Raw genomic sequence first — 17376 nt, forward strand, 5'->3', positions numbered from 1 at the left:
TCCTGGTCGTTAAAGTGTTTGTTTGCACTCATATTTTAACTGTTAGGACTCAGGTTTTTTTATTTAAAGCAAACTATGGGACAGCAGTGGCGCAAGCCTCTTTTTTATTTTACTGAACTGGATTTTTTTCTAGCGTAAAACTGCTCCATGCTTTCAAAGCCTACCCACAAGAGTAATAACACAATCAGATGATTCTGTGTTTCATAACGATCGAAAATAACCAAGCCAAATAATCCTAAAGTCATTAAACGAATGAGAATACTGAGATAATAATTTTTGTTTTTTTGGCTGATCAGAACATAAAAATAAAGCCCGATACAAAGTATGTTCAAACCCAAAAGGGTGTTAAATAGCATGACATTCCACTCCTTTTAGCCAAATGACATAGAATTAATTTGTTGATATTTTAATCAATTACGAGTGAGCTGTCGCTCTCATCTGATCTGAATGTCATTTAAATCGATCAAAAATTTAGTGGCGGTAAAGAAAAGCGGATTTTGCTAAAATGATCCGGTATTTTTATTGCTATAGATGACCTATGACCGACCTGCTTCAAGATGATGAATATGACCGCCGTTTTGCTGGTGTTGCCAAAATTTATGGAGAAGACAGCTTTAACCATTATGAAAAAAGTCATGTGATGGTGATTGGTATCGGGGGCGTAGGTTCATGGGCGGTAGAAGCACTGGCACGTAGTGGTGTGGGCGAGCTGACCTTGGTCGATATGGATGTGGTGGCCGCGTCTAATATTAACCGTCAGTTACCTGCCATGAGTACCACCTTGGGTCATGAAAAAATTGAAGTCATGGCCGAGCGTTGCCGCGCAATTAATCCACGCATTAAAATTAATCTGATTGATGATTACCTGACGCCTGAAAATATCAAAGAAACTTTAGCAGGTGATCCAGATTTAATCCTCGACTGTATTGACGATGTCAAAGCCAAATTTGCTCTGATGCTACATTGTCGCTTTAACAAGATTCCTTTAATTGTATCGGGCGGGGCAGGGGGTAAACTGGACCCGCTGAAAATTCGGGTCGCCGATTTATCTAAAACCGAACAGGATCCGATGCTGGCCAAATTACGTGCCCAGTTACGCAGCAAAGGCATCTGCAAAAAGCCCAAAGAAAAATTCGGCATTACTTGTGTCTATTCCATCGATAATCCATTCTCCAGTGCCGATGTGTGTGCTAGTGCCGGCTTGCGCTGCGGTGGTTATGGTTCTGCCGTGGTGGTAACTTCAAGCTTTGCCATGGTTGCCGTGGCAGAAGGTTTGAAAAAGCTCGATAGTAAAAGAGCAAAAGCCTGATTTAAAAAATAAAAAGCACAATCTATGTGCTTTTTTTAAACTGGCGTTTAGAATGAAAGGATTCATTCGCAGAACAAAAATAATGTTTTGGAGCAGCTATGTGGTTCTTGCTGGTACTGATTTTGGGGATAGGGGCGTTGGCGATCTGGATGTGGAAACGTCCGGATCCGGTGAAACGTGATCAGGCGAAGGCTGTACAACATGATTTATGGATTGAGCAGATTGATGCTCAACTGAAACATGCAGCACGTTTGAGTTCAGATCCGGAACATCCGAATTATGAACGTGCCTATCAGATTTATCAGGGACTGGCTCAGCAACAGGAAATTCCACAAGCCTATGTAGGTATGGGCCTAATGCATCTGCAAGGTCTAGGGCATGAGCAAAATACTGAAAAAGCCATCAGCTACCTGGACAAAGCCTTTCGCTTGGGCAGTGATGAAGCAGCCTATCATTTGGGGCAGATTCATGAAGGGGAGGCGTATCAACAGGCTGACCCGGATAAAGCTCTGTACTGGTACCGACATGCGGTAGCACGTGGCAATCTGGATGCCCAGTACCGCATCACTGAACTTTCTTCTACCGAAGACCATCCTCAAAACGAGATGACTGCAGAAAAACAGCGTCTGGCATTATTCATTCAAAATGCCGGACAGGGTCATGCCAATTCGCAGTATCAGCTGGCCCAGTATTATCTGGCAGATTCAACAACCCAAGATTTAGTGCAAGGAATTCATTATCTGTTTCTGGCGGCACAGCAAGATCATTTGGCTGCCAATCAGCAAATCGCCGATGATTATGCGCATGGTCAGATTCTGCCCCAAGACCTGACGCAATCGCTGCAATTTATTAAACGTTGTATCAGTCTCGGTGACCAGAAAGGTCTGTATGACTATTATGCTGGTGTATTACAAGGTCGTATCGATACCGACCAGCGTCAGCGCGTGTTCCAGCATTTATTGCAGCAGTCCAAAGAACACGCCGATGCACACGCCAAGACCTTAATCGGACTGGCTTATTTTCATGGCTGGTATGTTGATAAAAATGAAACCATGGCATTTCGTTACTGGTCGGAAGCGGCCAACAGTCAGCATGCGCCTGCATTATGCATGATTGCTGCGCTGTATTTTGAGCAGCACCTGGTAGCCAATGAACCGCAAAAAGCATTTGAGTTATATCAGGCTGCCTATCAGCTTAGTCCTGATGATGTGTCTGCAGGGATGGGGCTGGCGCTGTGTTATTTAAACGGTGTAGGCACAGTTAAAGATACGGGCAAAGCCACACAAATGATCCAGAACGCGGCACAACAGTATTGGCAGATTGTGGCTCAGTCTGAGGCGGATCTGATTTATAGCGTCGGCCGGTTTTATAGTCTGGCTGAATATCCATTGCCGACACGTGATAAAGCTGTCCAGTACCTCAATCAGGCGGTTGCGAAAGGTTCGAAAGAGGCGGCATGGTTCCTGTACCAAGCTCTGTCAGGCATTTATCCTGTGTTTATCAATAATGCAGAGTTGGCAAATCGCTATCTGCATCAGGCTGCACAATTGAATCATGCCCAGGCACAAGCGGAATTGGGTTTAAAGTATCTTAAAGGGCAACAGATTGCGCAGGATATTGCCTTAGGCTTGAGCTATCTGCAAAAAGCAGCCGCTCAGCAGAATGGTGTGGCACTGAATGCTCTGGGTGAAGCCTATGAGCAAGGTCAAGGTGTTGAGAGCAATATTGAGCAAGCCGTGCAGTATTATCAGCAGGCGGCAGCACAGGTGAATGCAGATGCCTATAGTCATCTTGGACGTTTATATATCAAGGGAATTGGCGTGGAGCGTGATATCGGAATCGCACAAGACTGGCTGGAAAAAGGCAGTTTGCTCGGGCATGAGCGATCTAATGAATTATTGAAAAATGTGAATGCGTATTTGCAAATGAAATAAACTGACTCAAATCATACGAGCTAAAAAACCGCTGTCGGGCAGCGGTTTTTTATGGATCAAGCTTTGTTAAGGTAATTGTTTAATCGGGCTACCACCCAATGCCTGCATCAAGGTGACATAAGCATTGTACTGGTTCTGTCTGGTTTGCACCAAAGACAGCCGCGCATTGCGCGTAGTTTCCTGTGCATCCAGCAGGTTTTTCAACGCCACCGCACCATTACGATAACGCACTTCAGTCAAGCGTTCAGTTCTTTCTGTCAGCTCAACATTGCGTTGCTGTAATGCAACCTGCTTAGTGAGCTCAGTACGATTCGACAAGGCATTTTCCACATCGGCAAAGGCTTCGTACATGGTCTGGCGATACTGGATAATGGCTTTTTCATATTCCAGCTCATTGACTTGCAGATCACGTTTCATGTCATTCCATTGCAGGAAAGGCAAGGTCAGACCTGCACCTAAAGTTGCAACCGGATTTTTCAGTGCATTCGAGAGGGACGTACTGCTGCCAATACCGGTGGTCAGATTGCCGGTCAAACTAATGGATGGATAGTAGCTGGCTTTGTTGGCATCTTTATTGGCTAGTGCCTTACGCAAGCGCAGTTCAGTCGCTCGAAGGTCAGGACGACGTGACAATAAACTCGCCGGTAAGTCAGCCTGAATACTCGGCAATTGAATATTCGGTAAACGGCTTGGCTCTTGAATCGCGAGCTGTTGAACCGGCATGTGCAGCAATACCGCGAGTCCGGTACGTGTTTCCACACGTTGTTGTTCAATCTGGCTTAAGGTTGCCTGTTGGCTTTGAATCGCCTGTTCCGCCTGGGTTAAATCCAGACCGGATACTGCGCCGGCACGATATTGCACTCGCACCAGATCATAGGTTTTTTGCGCGGTCGCCAGATTTTGCTGTACCACGCTATAACGTTCATTCAGATAAGCCAGTTGCCAATAGAGTTGCGCTGTGGTGCCGATCAGGCTCTGAGCAGTTGCCTGCAAGTCTTCTTCAGAGGCTAAGGCCTCCCAGCGCGCCGCTTCAGTCTGATTGGCCAGTTTGCCAAACAGATCCAGTTCATAGCTTAAGCCCGGATAGCCCAGTGAAAGACCCGTCGAAGCATTGCTGCCACCCTCCAGATCAAAACGCTGGCCCGTTGAAATTCGTGCATCACCGACACGGACACGGACGCCTTGCTGGCTTTGTGCCTGTCTGGCCTGAATGCGCGCCTGCTGTAAACTGATGCCAGCCACCGCCAGATCTGTATTCTGCGCCAGCACTTGATCGACCAAACTGTTCAATTGCGGATCTTTAAATAAGGTCCACCATTGATCTGCCAGAATGTCGGCATGGATCTGCTGACTTAAAACCTTATTATTTTGAAAGTTGCCCGGCATATTGATCGCAGGCTGCTCATAAGGTGTTTTTACCACTGCCGCACAACCGGTCAGCGAGCTTCCCAGCAACAGGGCACTGGCAAGCTTGGTTAAATTCATTTGCATATCAGGTTCCTTATTCGCGAGAAAGCGCATCGACTGGATTCAGACGAGCGGCATTACGTGCCGGGATAAAGCCAAACACAATCCCGATCAGGCTTGAGCAGACAAAGGCAGCCACAATCGAAGTGGTTGAATAGGCCATCTGGAAAGTACCGCCGGCAAAGTGGGTAATTAGCTGGCCAATCCCGAGCGAGAGCAGCACCCCCAAAATACCGCCTAAAATACACACCAGCACTGCTTCAATCAGGAACTGCTGCAAAATATCACTTTGACGTGCACCCACTGCCATCCGCACCCCAATTTCCTGAGTACGTTCAGTCACGGACACCAGCATGATATTCATCACCCCGATCCCGCCGACCACCAGTGAAATCACAGCAATCGCCGAAATTAAAAGCGTCATAGTCGCTGTGGTCTGCTGAATGGTTTCACGAATACTGTCGGCATTCTGGGTAAACACATCCTGCGCGCCATGGCGCTGTACCAACAGGTTTAAAATTGCATTTTCAGCCGCCGCACTTGGATATTCATCCTTAATCCGCACAATGATGCTGCGAACGTTAGATTGCCCCAGCATACGACTCATCACGGTAGAATACGGCAGGTAGACATTCAGGCTGTCATTATTGCCCATCATGCCTTTTTGTGCATCAATCACCCCGATAATCCGGCTCGGGACGCTACCGAGTAAAATCACCTGTCCCACCGGATTAGTACCATCTTTAAAGAAGGTATTTTTGGTATTGGTGTCAATGACAACATCTTGTGCCTGTTGCATGACGCTACTGCGGTCAAAGGGCTGACCGGACTGGAAAGTCATGCCACGCACATAAAAGAAATCTTCACTGACGCCGTTGACCGTGGTTGAAGCTTCGATTTCTTTATAACGGCCGGTGACACTGCTATTCACCGATGGGCTGACGCCATCGACATACGGTTGTTCAGCCAGCGCATCGGCATCGGCCGGAATCAGGGTTTTGGACTGTGAAGATCTGGAATTGTCCCCAAAGCCTCGACCCTGAAATACGGTAATGGTATTGGTCCCCAGACTACTGATATTTTCCAGAATCTGTTTTTGTGAGCCATTGCCCAGCGCGACCACCGAGACCACCGAAGCGATACCGATAATGATTCCGAGCATGGTCAGGAAAGTCCGCATGCGATGTGCATTCATGGCCAGCAAGGCCATACGAAAGGCTTCACCTAGACGGTCAACTGCAGAACGCCATGAAGAAATCTTCTTTTGTTCACTGCGGATTAGCGGCTGTTTTTCCAGATGCTCTTCGACTTCAGGAACATTGGGTTGGTCGGAAATGATATTGCCGTCTGAAATCTCGATAATACGCGTCGCATTTTTCGCTACATTATGATCATGCGTGACCAGAATGATGGTATGACCTTTGGCATTCAGTTCACGCAAAATACGCATCACTTCAATACCGCTGTTCTTATCCAATGCACCTGTCGGTTCATCGGCCAAAATCACGTCACCGCCATTCATCAGCGCACGGGCAATCGAAACCCGTTGCTGCTGACCACCAGAGAGCTGACTCGGACGGTTCAGGGTTTTTTCACCCAGCCCCAGATCGGTCAGAATCTTGACGGCTCGTGCATGCCGTTCAGATGAATCTGCACCAGCATAAATCGCAGGAACTTCGACATTGCCTGCTGCGTTTAAATCGCCCAGTAAATGATAACGCTGGAAAATAAAGCCGAAATATTCACGGCGTAATTGCGCGAGTTCATCCGCTTCCAGTTCGCGGGTTTCACGGCCTTTGACCTTGTAGCTACCGGTAGTTGGTTTGTCCAGACAACCCAGAATGTTCATCAGGGTTGATTTACCGGAACCGGACTGGCCGACAATCGCCACCAGTTCACCTGGATAAATCTCCAGATTCACCCCTTTTAAAATCTGGACCGTGCTTTCACCCGCAGGGAATTCACGAACCAGATTTTTCACCTCGAGGAGAGGCTGTTGTTGTGAATTCATGCTTACATTCTCATTGGGCCACGGCTATTGCCACCGCGTTTTGCTGCATCATTGGAGGTATCAGAACCATCGGCAATCACCACCTGATCACCACGTTTTAAACCTTTCAGCACTTGCGCAGTCGCGCGGTTATTCAAACCGATTAATACAGGGGTTGGTTTTGCAGTACCATCGGCTTGCAAGACACGAACCATGCCACGCTGTGCTTTACCTTGCTCAATCAGCGCAAGTTCTGCTTCAGACAGGTTTAGACGCGCTGGACGTTCAGCGGCAGGGCGGTTGCCTTGAGCCGATTCAGCTTCAGAACGTGATGCCGGGCCGCCTTCACCGCGAGAACCCTCACCACGAGCTTCACCACGATTGGCACGTGGCGGACGGTTTGAACCTTGAATGGCTGCAGCAGGAATGGTCAGTACATTTTTGGCTTCATCCAGCACGATATAAACTTGCGCCGTCATATCAATACGCAATTTTCCATCTTCATTCGGGACATCGAACAATGCGTTGTAATACACCGCAGAACTTGACGATGAGCTTGATGTATTGCTATCGGTATTAATTGAATTTGGCGCAGGCTCAACCTGACGCAGTTTAGCGTAAATCTTTTTCTCGTTATTACCTAAGGTGGTGAAATAAACCGTCTGACCTTCTTCAACTTTCATGACATCTGCTTCAGAAATTTCAGCTTTAATGGTCATGGTGTCGAGTTTGGCCAGTTTGACAATGGTCGGCGCACTCTGGTTGGCGTTTACAGTCTGACCTTCTTCGGTCACAATCGCCACAATTGTGCCATCCATCGGGGCCACAATCTGGGTATAGCCAAGATCTTCTTTGGCAGTCGCCAGCGTCAAACGTGACTGTTCAATCTGTGCATTGATGGCAGTAATATCCGCTTGTGCTGTTTTATAGTTCGCAAATGCAGATTCTAGCTCTGAGCGAGAAGTGGCATCCTGTGCATACATGGCTTTTTGACGGTTGTATTCAGCTTCAACTTTGGCCAAATTCGCCTGTCTTACTGCAAGTTGTGCCATCTGATTTTTAATGCTGGCTTCAGCGGTTTTTAAATCATTTTCCTGACGAACGGAGTCAATCCGCGCAATCAGCTGACCTTGCTTGACCTGATCGCCCAGTTCTACATACATTTTTCTGACCTGACCCGAAACCTGCGCCCCCACGCTGACCATCTTGGTCGCTTCCAGAATACCAGTTGCCAGTACAGAGCTTTCGATATCGCCTTGGGTGACTTCAGCCGTAATATATTGCGGAGGCTGTTCTTTGGGTTTGAGGAAGTACCACCCCGCAGCGATGAGCGCAATGGCAATCACGGCGGCCATAATCAATTTCGTCGGTTTTATTTTTGGCATGATCAATATCGGTTCAAAATCAGAGAATTGTGAACGATTATAAAAGCGAAATTAGGATAAATCGTGTATTTTTTTAAACTAATAGGAATGATTATTATTTTATTTTTCGAATTTTGACAAAGACTTAGTGAAATAGGGGCTTGCCACAGATACTGGAAATCGCCTGTAGTACCAGATGCTCCGGATTCTCATGTCCAAATCCTTTAATCGAGGCATCAATTCTTAATAATAACCCCGGCCAGGCCAGAAAAGTCTGCGGACTAAGACGGCGCAAGGCCTGTTGATATAACCCGACTTTGGTTTTCCAGATCCCGATTTGCAAGGCATTTTGCGGTTGTTCAAACAGCTGCATCAACAGACGCATTTCCTTGCTGAGACTCCATAAAATCAGGCTCATCGGTTCACCTGAAGCGACCAGATACTGAAAAATCTTGATCGACTGGGAAAGATTGCCTTGTAGCAGGGCATCGCTCAAATCATAGGTGCTATAACGTGACTGATCTTGTAAACATGCATATAAATGCTCCACCTGAATCACATCGATTTCAGCAAAGGTATCGCTGACCCGCATCAGGCTGTTCTTTGCCGCAAGCAGGTTGTGCTCATGATGTTGTTCCAGCCATTGCCAGGCATCATTGGCTAAACGAATGCCGAGTTTTTCAGCTTCAATACCCAGAATCTGCTGCCGGTCTTTGGGATAATTGGCCACCAGCGAAACATTGACGCCATTGGCATCAATGACCTGAAAAAAGCTGGTTTTTAGGCTACTCGCATCTTGCTTGGGCATCACCACTAATAGCAAATTATCGCTGTCTTGTTGTAAATAGCTTTTTAGCAGTTTAAGACTACTTGCATCTGGCTTGATATTGCCATGCACTTCAATCGCCAGCTGTGTTGAAAATAGCGACAGACTGTTCAGAGCATTAAAGACGGTTTTCCAGTCAGCGACCGAACTAATGTCATAGCGTTGACGTTCAATGTCCTGTTTTTGCCAGCTGCTGCGAAAGGCGTCAATTAAATTCTGTTCCAGCAAAGGCTCTTGACCATGCAATACCCAAGCACCGCGAGCTTCATCGACACGTTTCAGGGCTTGCAGATAATCAAGTTTCATAAGGTGGTCTTATTGAGCAGGTTGCGCTGGAGTATTTTGTTTGGCTAAGGGTAAGCGGTTCGATGAAATCTGACGCGCGATCTGTTGCGCCACATCATCAATAATGACCTGATTCAGATATTTTTGTTCCTGGTCATCGGTGTTGACTGTTTCAATATCATATTGATACGTACGTGTTGCCACCACAGTGCGTGGTTCAGTGATTGGATTGCCTTGTGCATCTTCAATCCGGAAAGTCACGTTTAAACGTAATAAGGTTTCAACCAGTTTACCGTTTAGTTCCAGACGGCGAGGGGTGTAATCCAGGACACGTAACACATAAGCATTGGGTGCATTACTCAGCTGTACACCTGCAGCACCGAGGTAAACCGCCAGTTTCTCTTGCAGTTCTTCAGTATTGGGCGGTAAAGACAGGTTCATGACAGAGTAAGCAACAGGTGCGGAACTCGGATTGGTCCCTTTCAGATGAAAACCACAGCCGACTAAGCCTGCACTCAGACCACAAGTTAAAACAATTGCTGCTAAACGTTTGCCCAAATGCATGTGTTGCCCTCTATGCTTCCCGAAGGGGAATATTCGAAATCCTGAACTGGATTGTAAAGTCAAAGCCCGTTGGCTGGCAACGGGCTTTGTTTGGGAATTTTGAAATCCTTCATAAAGTTCCTTCTCCCTTTGGGAGAAGGTTAGGATGAGGGTTTATATATTTACCTCTCCCTAACCCTCTCCTGAAAGGAGAGGGAATGTAAGGACTTAAACCACCAAATTCACTAATTTATTCGGTACCACAATTTCTTTCTTGGTTGGGCCAGTCAAGAATTGTTGAACTTCAGGCAATGCTTTGGCTTGAGCCAAAATATCATCTTTAGAAGCATCGACTGATACTTCTAACTTACCACGGAGTTTACCGTTGACTTGAACCACAATCGTTTGTGTATTACGTGTCAGCGCAGATTCATCTACCGCAGGGAATAAAGTTGAATTCAATTCAATGCCAAATTCGGCCAATAAAGTCTGGCTTAAATGCGGTGCAAATGGTGCAAGTAAAGTTAACAGCGTGGTAATCGATTCACGTGCAACCGCCACGTCATTGTCATCTTGGGCTTCAAATTTGTTGTTCGCGTTTAGAAGTTCCATCAATGCAGCAATGGCAGTGTTAAATGCATGACGACGTTCGATGTCATCACCGACTTTCTGGATGGTTTCGTGAGTTTTACGACGTAGGTCTTGCGCGGCCGTTGAAAGAGCAGTTTTGTCGATGCTGGCAGCAGTATTCGCTTTTTCAAGGAAACCTGTTGCTAAACGCCATACACGTTTCAGGAAGCGGTTTGCACCCTCAACACCGGCATCAGACCATTCCAGTGATTGATCTGGTGGTGCTGCGAACATCATGAACACGCGTGCCGTATCTGCGCCGTACTGGTCAATAATCGATTGCGGGTCGATACCGTTATTTTTCGATTTCGACATTTTTTCCTGACCGCCAACCACAACTTCTTGGCCATCTTCTTTATATTTGGCAGAAAGCACACGGCCTTTTTCGTCTTTTTCAAGTTCGATATCCGCAGGGTTAAACCAGGTTTTCTTGCCAGATTCAGCTTCACGATAGAAGGTATCTGCTAGCACCATACCTTGCGTTAACAAGTTAGTGAATGGTTCATTGCCTTGTACTACGCCTTCATCGCGCATCAATTTGTGGAAGAAACGCGCATATAACAAATGCAGAATCGCGTGTTCAACACCACCGATGTACTGGTTTACAGGCAACCAAGTTTGGCCAGCTTCTGGTTTTACCATGCCACCCGTAAAGTCGGGAGATGCATAACGTGCATAGTACCAAGATGATTCCACGAAGGTATCCAGCGTATCTGTTTCACGACGAGCATCGCCACCACAGCTTGGGCATGACGTTTTGTAGAATTCAGGCATTTTGTTCAACGGGTTACCTGAACCATCTGGAACAACGTCAGTCGGAAGAACCACAGGAAGCTGCTCTTCAGGTACTGGCACTTGACCACATGATGGACAGTTAATCATTGGAATTGGACAACCCCAATAACGCTGACGAGATACACCCCAGTCACGTAAACGGAATTGAACTTTAGAACTTGCCAGGCCTGTTGGTTCTAATTTAGCAAGAAATGCATCGTATGCACCCTGAAAATCTAAACCGTCAAATTCGCCTGAATTAACCAGTTTGCCTTCTTTAGAGCCGTACCATTCTTGCCATTGAGTCGCATCAAAGTCAGCATCATCTGCGCCTTTAGCATCAATCACTTGCTTGATGGTCAAGCTATATTTATTGGCAAATTCGAAGTCACGTTCATCATGTGATGGAACCGCCATCACTGCACCTGAACCATAAGACATCAATACATAGTTGGCGATCCAGACCGGAACTTCTTCGCCAGTCACAGGATGCTTCACAGAAAGACCGGTTGCCATGCCTTTCTTCTCGGCAGTCGCAAGATCCGCTTCTGCCACAGAACCCATACGGCATTCTTCAATGAATGCAGCCAATTCTGGGTTTGTTTCAGCCGCTTTCAGCGCCATCGGGTGTTCTGCTGCAACTGCAACATAGGTCACGCCCATCAAGGTATCGGCACGGGTAGTAAATACCGTTAAACCATCTGCATACACGTCAGGATTTGCTGAAGGGAAAGTGATGTCCATCCCTTGTGAGCGGCCAATCCAGTTACGCTGCATGGTCAACACTTGTTGTGGCCAGCCATCTTTAAGCGTGTCTAAATCGTCAAGTAACTCTTGCGCATAATCAGTGATGCGGAAGTAGTACATTGGAATATCACGCTTTTCTACCAATGCACCTGAACGCCAGCCACGACCATTTTCAACCTGTTCGTTGGCAAGAACAGTCTGATCGACCGGATCCCAATTCACGGTTGAAAGCTTACGGTAGATCAAGCCTTTTTTATAAAGCTGAACAAATAGCCATTGTTCCCAACGATAGTATTCAGGGGTACAGGTCGCAAATTCACGATCCCAATCTACGGCTAGACCGAGTTTTTTCAACTGGTCACGCATGTAAGCAATATTTTCAAATGTCCATTTTGCCGGTGCAACCTGGTGTGCAATCGCTGCGTTTTCAGCAGGCAGACCAAAAGCATCCCAACCCATCGGTTGCAGGACAGTTTCACCTTTTAAGCGATGGAAACGGCTGATCACGTCACCAATCGTATAGTTACGCACATGACCCATATGTAGCTTGCCACTTGGGTAAGGGAACATCGAGAGAATATAACGACGTGGACCTTCTACTTTGTCGGCAACTTTAAAGGCTTTGCGAGATTCCCAATCCTGTTGGACTTGAGGCTCAATCGCACTGGCTTGATATTCGGAATCAATGTGAGTAGTCATAAACGTATCAGTGAATTACGGTGAAAAAAGTCTGTTGCACAGCATAGCGCAAAATGTACCTAAAAGTGAATTTTGCGCCGGCATTTCCCGAAGAAAAAACACGCTGTTCTATATAGAGGTGTCTTATAAAGCAACTGCACGATTTTTAGATTGCTGCAAGGCTTCGTTGGCTTCACGTTGTTGCTGGTCCTGATTCGCAGGAACTTGAGGGGCTTGTTGCTGTTGTTCTTGAGGTGTGTTCTCGGTTTGAACTTCAGTTTCAGTAGTTCTAGATGATGCTGGTGCTGAATTTTTCCAGCCATAGGTATCCACTGTGGTGGCTTTTTTCGCAGATTTCGGTGGTGGTGTTTTCGTATAGTGCGTGGTGCCCTTGGTATCGACCCATTTATAATACTGGATTGCTGAAGCACTGCTGTTACAGATGCCTAGAGAAATTGCACAACTCAGACTTAAGGCAGTTAAAAAAGATATTTTCATTGTTTTTGAGCCTCTGTGTTCTAGCCATAAAATACTACAAAACATTGTAGTGATTTTCACAGTAAAAATAATGAATTTTTTATCCGCTCTATTCATGATTAAGAGTCGAACAGCTTCTGCATCTCGTTTGTAGAAGTGGTGAGCAAATTTTCAGACACAAAATTTATTGATAAACAACTTCACTTGATTTAATAAAAATTCATTCATTTTTTTTATATAAGACATACTAAAAATTTATAAAATTAAATATATAAGTTTATGAATTTTATTGGATTAAATATTATTAGATTAATTCTTTATTACTGTCTTTGCTCTAGATCGCTGTTAAAAACAGCAAATCAGGTGTTTTTAAGCGCATATTGCCTGTTTTTTAAACTTGACTTTAAAGCCTGAAAACACAAGAATGCTGCAATAGTTTTATATGCCTTAATCGATCACCCTTCGACTAAGTGTCATTTCATGCAGTGGGCGATTTCTCTAGCCGAGAAATTGAACAAAGCTAAGCAAAATATGTTTATCCCAACATGTTTTAGGTCTTGTATTGCTCGAACAGCCAAGAGATCAGATTTTTTTCCTATTGCTATGAAAACTATGAAATTTGTGTGCTATAACAGTGCAGACAGTTAACAAATGAAACACTGCAAATGCCTCCCATTTGTGCAGTGTCATAATATTAGGGTGAATCACGTTGGAACTTCTATCTGGTGGTGAAATGCTTGTTCGCGCATTAGCGGACGAAGGCGTTGAACATGTTTTTGGATACCCAGGCGGCGCAGTTCTTCATATTTATGATGCGCTATTTCAACAAGACAGAATCAATCATTATCTCGTACGTCACGAACAGGCTGCCGGTCACATGGCCGATGCTTACTCACGCGTGACAGGCAAGACCGGTGTTGTGCTAGTGACTTCAGGTCCGGGTGCAACCAACACGGTAACGCCAATTGCAACGGCCTATATGGACTCAATCCCGATGGTGATTTTGTCAGGTCAGGTTGCGAGTCATCTGATTGGTGAAGATGCATTTCAGGAAACCGATATGGTCGGTATTTCACGTCCTATCGTGAAACATAGCTTCCAGGTGCGTCATGCCAGCGAAATTCCTGCGATTATCAAGAAAGCCTTCTATATTGCGTCTTCAGGTCGTCCAGGTCCTGTAGTGATTGATATTCCAAAGGATGCGACCAATCCTGCAGAGAAATTTGCTTACGAATACCCAGAAAAAGTGAAGATGCGTTCGTATCAGCCACCGTTCCGTGGTCACTCAGGTCAAATTCGTAAAGCGATTGAAGAACTGATCCATGCTAAACGCCCAGTTATTTACTCAGGCGGTGGTGTGGTTCAAGGCAATGCTTCAGCACAATTGACAGAGCTTGCGCATCTATTGGGTTATCCAGTGACCAATACCTTGATGGGTCTTGGCGCATTCCCGGGTGATGATGAACAGTTCATCGGTATGTTGGGTATGCACGGTACTTATGAAGCTAACATGACCATGCACAATGCAGATGTAATTCTGTGTGTGGGTGCGCGTTTCGATGACCGTGTGACCAACAATCCTGCAAAATTCTGTCCAAATGCTAAAGTCATTCATATAGATATCGACCCAGCGACAATTTCAAAAACCATTATGGCGCACATTCCAATTGTCGGTGCTGTAGAGCCTGTACTGAATGAGATGTTGAACCAGTTGAAACAGCTTAATGTTTCTAAGCCAAATCCTGAAGCGATTGCGGCATGGTGGAAACAGATCAATGAATGGCGCAAGGTTCATGGCGGTCGTTTTGAAGCGGGTGTTGATGGCGTGATGAAGCCACAACAAGTGGTTCAGGCATTGGATAAAGTGACCAATGGCGAAGCGATCATTACTTCTGATGTCGGTCAGCATCAGATGTTTGGTGCGATGTATTACAAATACAAACGTCCACGTCAATGGATCAACTCAGGTGGTCTAGGCACCATGGGTGTAGGCTTGCCGTATGCAATGGCTGCGAAGCTTGCATACCCGGAACAGCAAGTGGTGTGTATCACCGGTGAAGCATCGATTCAGATGTGTATCCAGGAACTGTCGACCTGTAAGCAATATGGCCTGAATGTAAAAATCCTGTGCCTGAATAACCAGTCTTTAGGGATGGTGAAGCAGTGGCAAGATATGAACTATGAAGGACGTCATTCAAGTTCTTATGTAGATTCATTGCCTGATTTTGCCAAACTGATGGAAGCCTATGGTCATGTCGGTATTCAGATTAATCATGCCGATGAGCTAGAGTCGAAGCTTGCAGAAGCGATGGCGATTAACGACAAGTGCGTATTTATTAACGTTATGGTAGATCGTACCGAGCACGTTTATCCGATGTTGATTGCGGGTCAGTCGATGCAGGATATGTGGTTGGCTAAAGGGGAGCGCACGAAATGAGACATATTATCTCTGTACTCGTAGAAAACGAATCAGGCGCGCTTTCCCGTTTAGTGGGTTTGTTCTCACAGCGTGGCTACAATATCGAAACATTGAATGTTGCTCCGACTGAAGATCCAACGCTTTCACGTTTGACATTGACCACTTATGGTGATGATCACAAGATTGAGCAAATTACCAAACAGCTTAACAAGTTGGTTGAAGTGGTGAAAGTGGTTGACCTGTCTGAAGGTGCACATATTGAGCGTGAATTGATGCTGATTAAAGTCAAAGCATTGGGTTCATCGCGTGACGAAATCAAACGTACGGCAGATATTTTCCGTGGTCAGATTGTCGATGTAACACCAACGACCTATACCATTCAAATCGCGGGTACCACTGAAAAAGTGGATGCGTTTATTGATGCACTTGCAGAACACACGATTTTAGAAGTGGTTCGTTCAGGTGTATCAGGTATCGCACGCGGCGAAAAAGTACTCACCATCTAATTTAAATATTTCCTCATCCTAATAAGAAGGGGGTATCAGGCAATGTAAATACAAGGGTCATTGCCTGATTTAAACAGACAAACAAGCATTAAGCGGAGACAGCAATGCAAATTTTTTACGATAAAGACACTGACTTATCTATCATCCAATCTAAGAAAGTAGCGATCATTGGTTACGGTTCACAAGGTCACGCGCATGCGCTTAACCTGAAAGATTCTGGCGTTGATGTCACTGTAGGTTTACGTGCGAACTCTACTTCTTGGAAGAAAGCTGAAAATTCAGGTCTTAAAGTTGCTGAAGTTCCTGCTGCTGTAGCACAAGCTGACGTAGTGATGATTTTGACTCCAGATGAGTTCCAATCTCAACTTTACCGTGACGTAATTGAGCCAAACATCAAGCAAGGCGCTACTTTAGCATTTGCTCATGGTTTCTCGATTCTTTATAACCAAGTTGTTCCACGTGCTGACTTAGACGTAATCATGGTTGCACCTAAAGCTCCTGGTCACACCGTACGTTCTGAATACCAACGTGGTTCAGGTGTTCCTGACCTTATCGCGATTCACCAAGATGCTTCTGGTAATGCGCGTAACGTTGCTCTTTCTTACGCTTCAGGCGTAGGTGGCGGCCGTACAGGTATCATCGAAACTTCATTCCGTGAAGAAACTGAAACTGACCTTTTCGGTGAGCAAGCAGTTCTTTGTGGTGGTGCTGTTGAATTGGTTAAAATGGGCTTCGAAACTCTGGTTGAAGCGGGCTATGCTCCTGAAATGGCGTACTTCGAATGTCTACACGAACTTAAATTGATCGTTGACTTGATGTTCGAAGGCGGTATCGCGGACATGAACTACTCAGTGTCAAACAACGCTGAATACGGCGAATATGTAACGGGTACTGAAGTAATTAACGAACAGTCTCGTGAAGCAATGCGTAATGCACTTAAACGTATTCAATCTGGTGAATACGCGAAGATGTTCATTCAAGAAGGTGCGTTGAACTATCCATCTATGACTGCTCGTCGTCGTCAAAATGCGGCTCACGGTATCGAAGTAACGGGTAACAAGTTACGTGCGATGATGCCTTGGATCCAAGCGAACAAAATCGTAGATAAAGAGAAAAACTAATTTCTCGAATCAATTGATTTGAATGCGAAAACCCACTTAATTTGAGTGGGTTTTTTATTTCTATGTTTGCGTACCTTAAAAAATGGGAAAGCAGTGCTTTCCCATTTTTTCATATTTTGGATTCAAACAAAATCGTTGATAAATAGAAAAACTAATCTCTTAATTGGCTGATTTTTATGCTATAAAAGTCCTGCGAAAGCGGGGTTTTTTATTGGGGCGGATTCAAGCGGCAAGTGCAACAGTATAAAAACCAGCCATAACATCACTGGGCGTATACCATCCCAGTGTCTTTCTGGGGCGATTATT

General features: G+C 45.5%; 13 protein-coding genes. 5 read left to right on the plus strand and 8 right to left on the minus strand.

What is annotated here, in order from left to right:
• Positions 1-104 precede the first annotated feature (104 nt).
• Positions 105-356 carry a hypothetical protein gene (locus NI469_RS13805; protein ID WP_253147381.1) on the minus strand — a complete coding sequence of 84 codons (252 nt, stop codon included), beginning with the start codon at positions 354-356 and terminating at the stop codon, positions 105-107.
• A 182-nt stretch (positions 357-538) separates the two neighbouring features.
• Between NI469_RS13805 and NI469_RS13810 the strand changes: the two genes are divergently transcribed.
• A complete protein-coding gene (locus NI469_RS13810) occupies positions 539-1309 on the plus strand; it encodes a tRNA threonylcarbamoyladenosine dehydratase (RefSeq protein ID WP_253145749.1) in 771 nt (256 codons plus the stop codon).
• Between the two features lie 98 nt (positions 1310-1407).
• A complete protein-coding gene (locus NI469_RS13815) occupies positions 1408-3243 on the plus strand; it encodes a tetratricopeptide repeat protein (RefSeq protein ID WP_253147380.1) in 1836 nt (611 codons plus the stop codon).
• A gap of 66 nt (positions 3244-3309) precedes the next feature.
• Here the strand turns inward: NI469_RS13815 and NI469_RS13820 are convergent, their stop codons facing one another.
• The 7 genes from NI469_RS13820 to NI469_RS13850 all read right to left on the minus strand — a co-directional run bounded on the left by NI469_RS13820 (position 3310) and on the right by NI469_RS13850 (position 13045).
• Positions 3310-4734, minus strand: a complete 1425-nt coding sequence (locus NI469_RS13820; protein WP_004647444.1) for an efflux transporter outer membrane subunit — start codon at positions 4732-4734, stop codon at positions 3310-3312.
• A 10-nt stretch (positions 4735-4744) separates the two neighbouring features.
• A complete protein-coding gene (locus NI469_RS13825) occupies positions 4745-6721 on the minus strand; it encodes a MacB family efflux pump subunit (RefSeq protein ID WP_004647445.1) in 1977 nt (658 codons plus the stop codon).
• Positions 6722-6723: 2 nt separating this feature from the next.
• Positions 6724-8085 carry a MacA family efflux pump subunit gene (locus tag NI469_RS13830; RefSeq protein WP_004647446.1) on the minus strand — a complete coding sequence of 454 codons (1362 nt, stop codon included), beginning with the start codon at positions 8083-8085 and terminating at the stop codon, positions 6724-6726.
• Positions 8086-8209: 124 nt separating this feature from the next.
• Complete coding sequence (gene holA, locus NI469_RS13835) at positions 8210-9196, minus strand: DNA polymerase III subunit delta (protein WP_004647447.1); 987 nt, start codon at positions 9194-9196, stop codon at positions 8210-8212.
• 9 nt (positions 9197-9205) lie between these two features.
• On the minus strand, positions 9206-9739 hold the full coding sequence (locus NI469_RS13840; RefSeq protein WP_004647448.1) for an LPS-assembly lipoprotein LptE: 534 nt from the start codon (positions 9737-9739) through the stop codon (positions 9206-9208).
• A 207-nt stretch (positions 9740-9946) separates the two neighbouring features.
• Positions 9947-12568, minus strand: a complete 2622-nt coding sequence (gene leuS / locus NI469_RS13845; protein WP_253147379.1) for a leucine--tRNA ligase — start codon at positions 12566-12568, stop codon at positions 9947-9949.
• Positions 12569-12691: 123 nt separating this feature from the next.
• Positions 12692-13045: a DUF4124 domain-containing protein gene (locus tag NI469_RS13850; protein WP_253175529.1), complete on the minus strand. Its 354-nt coding sequence runs from the start codon at positions 13043-13045 to the stop codon at positions 12692-12694.
• Positions 13046-13733: 688 nt separating this feature from the next.
• Here NI469_RS13850 and NI469_RS13855 point away from each other — a divergent pair.
• The 3 genes from NI469_RS13855 (at position 13734) to ilvC (ending at position 17070) form a co-directional block, all read left to right on the plus strand.
• A complete protein-coding gene (locus NI469_RS13855; RefSeq protein WP_004278370.1) occupies positions 13734-15461 on the plus strand; it encodes an acetolactate synthase 3 large subunit in 1728 nt (575 codons plus the stop codon).
• Positions 15458-15949, plus strand: coding sequence for an acetolactate synthase small subunit (gene ilvN / locus NI469_RS13860; protein ID WP_004278369.1), 492 nt, complete (start codon positions 15458-15460; stop codon positions 15947-15949). The genes NI469_RS13855 and ilvN overlap by 4 nt, the downstream gene beginning before the upstream one ends.
• Positions 15950-16053: 104 nt before the next feature.
• Positions 16054-17070, plus strand: coding sequence for a ketol-acid reductoisomerase (gene ilvC / locus NI469_RS13865; RefSeq protein WP_004647451.1), 1017 nt, complete (start codon positions 16054-16056; stop codon positions 17068-17070).
• Positions 17071-17376 lie beyond the last annotated feature (306 nt).

The sequence above is a fragment of the Acinetobacter lwoffii genome, from assembly GCF_024129735.1.
In the GTDB taxonomy this organism is placed as follows: Bacteria; Pseudomonadota; Gammaproteobacteria; order Pseudomonadales; family Moraxellaceae; genus Acinetobacter; species Acinetobacter lwoffii_H.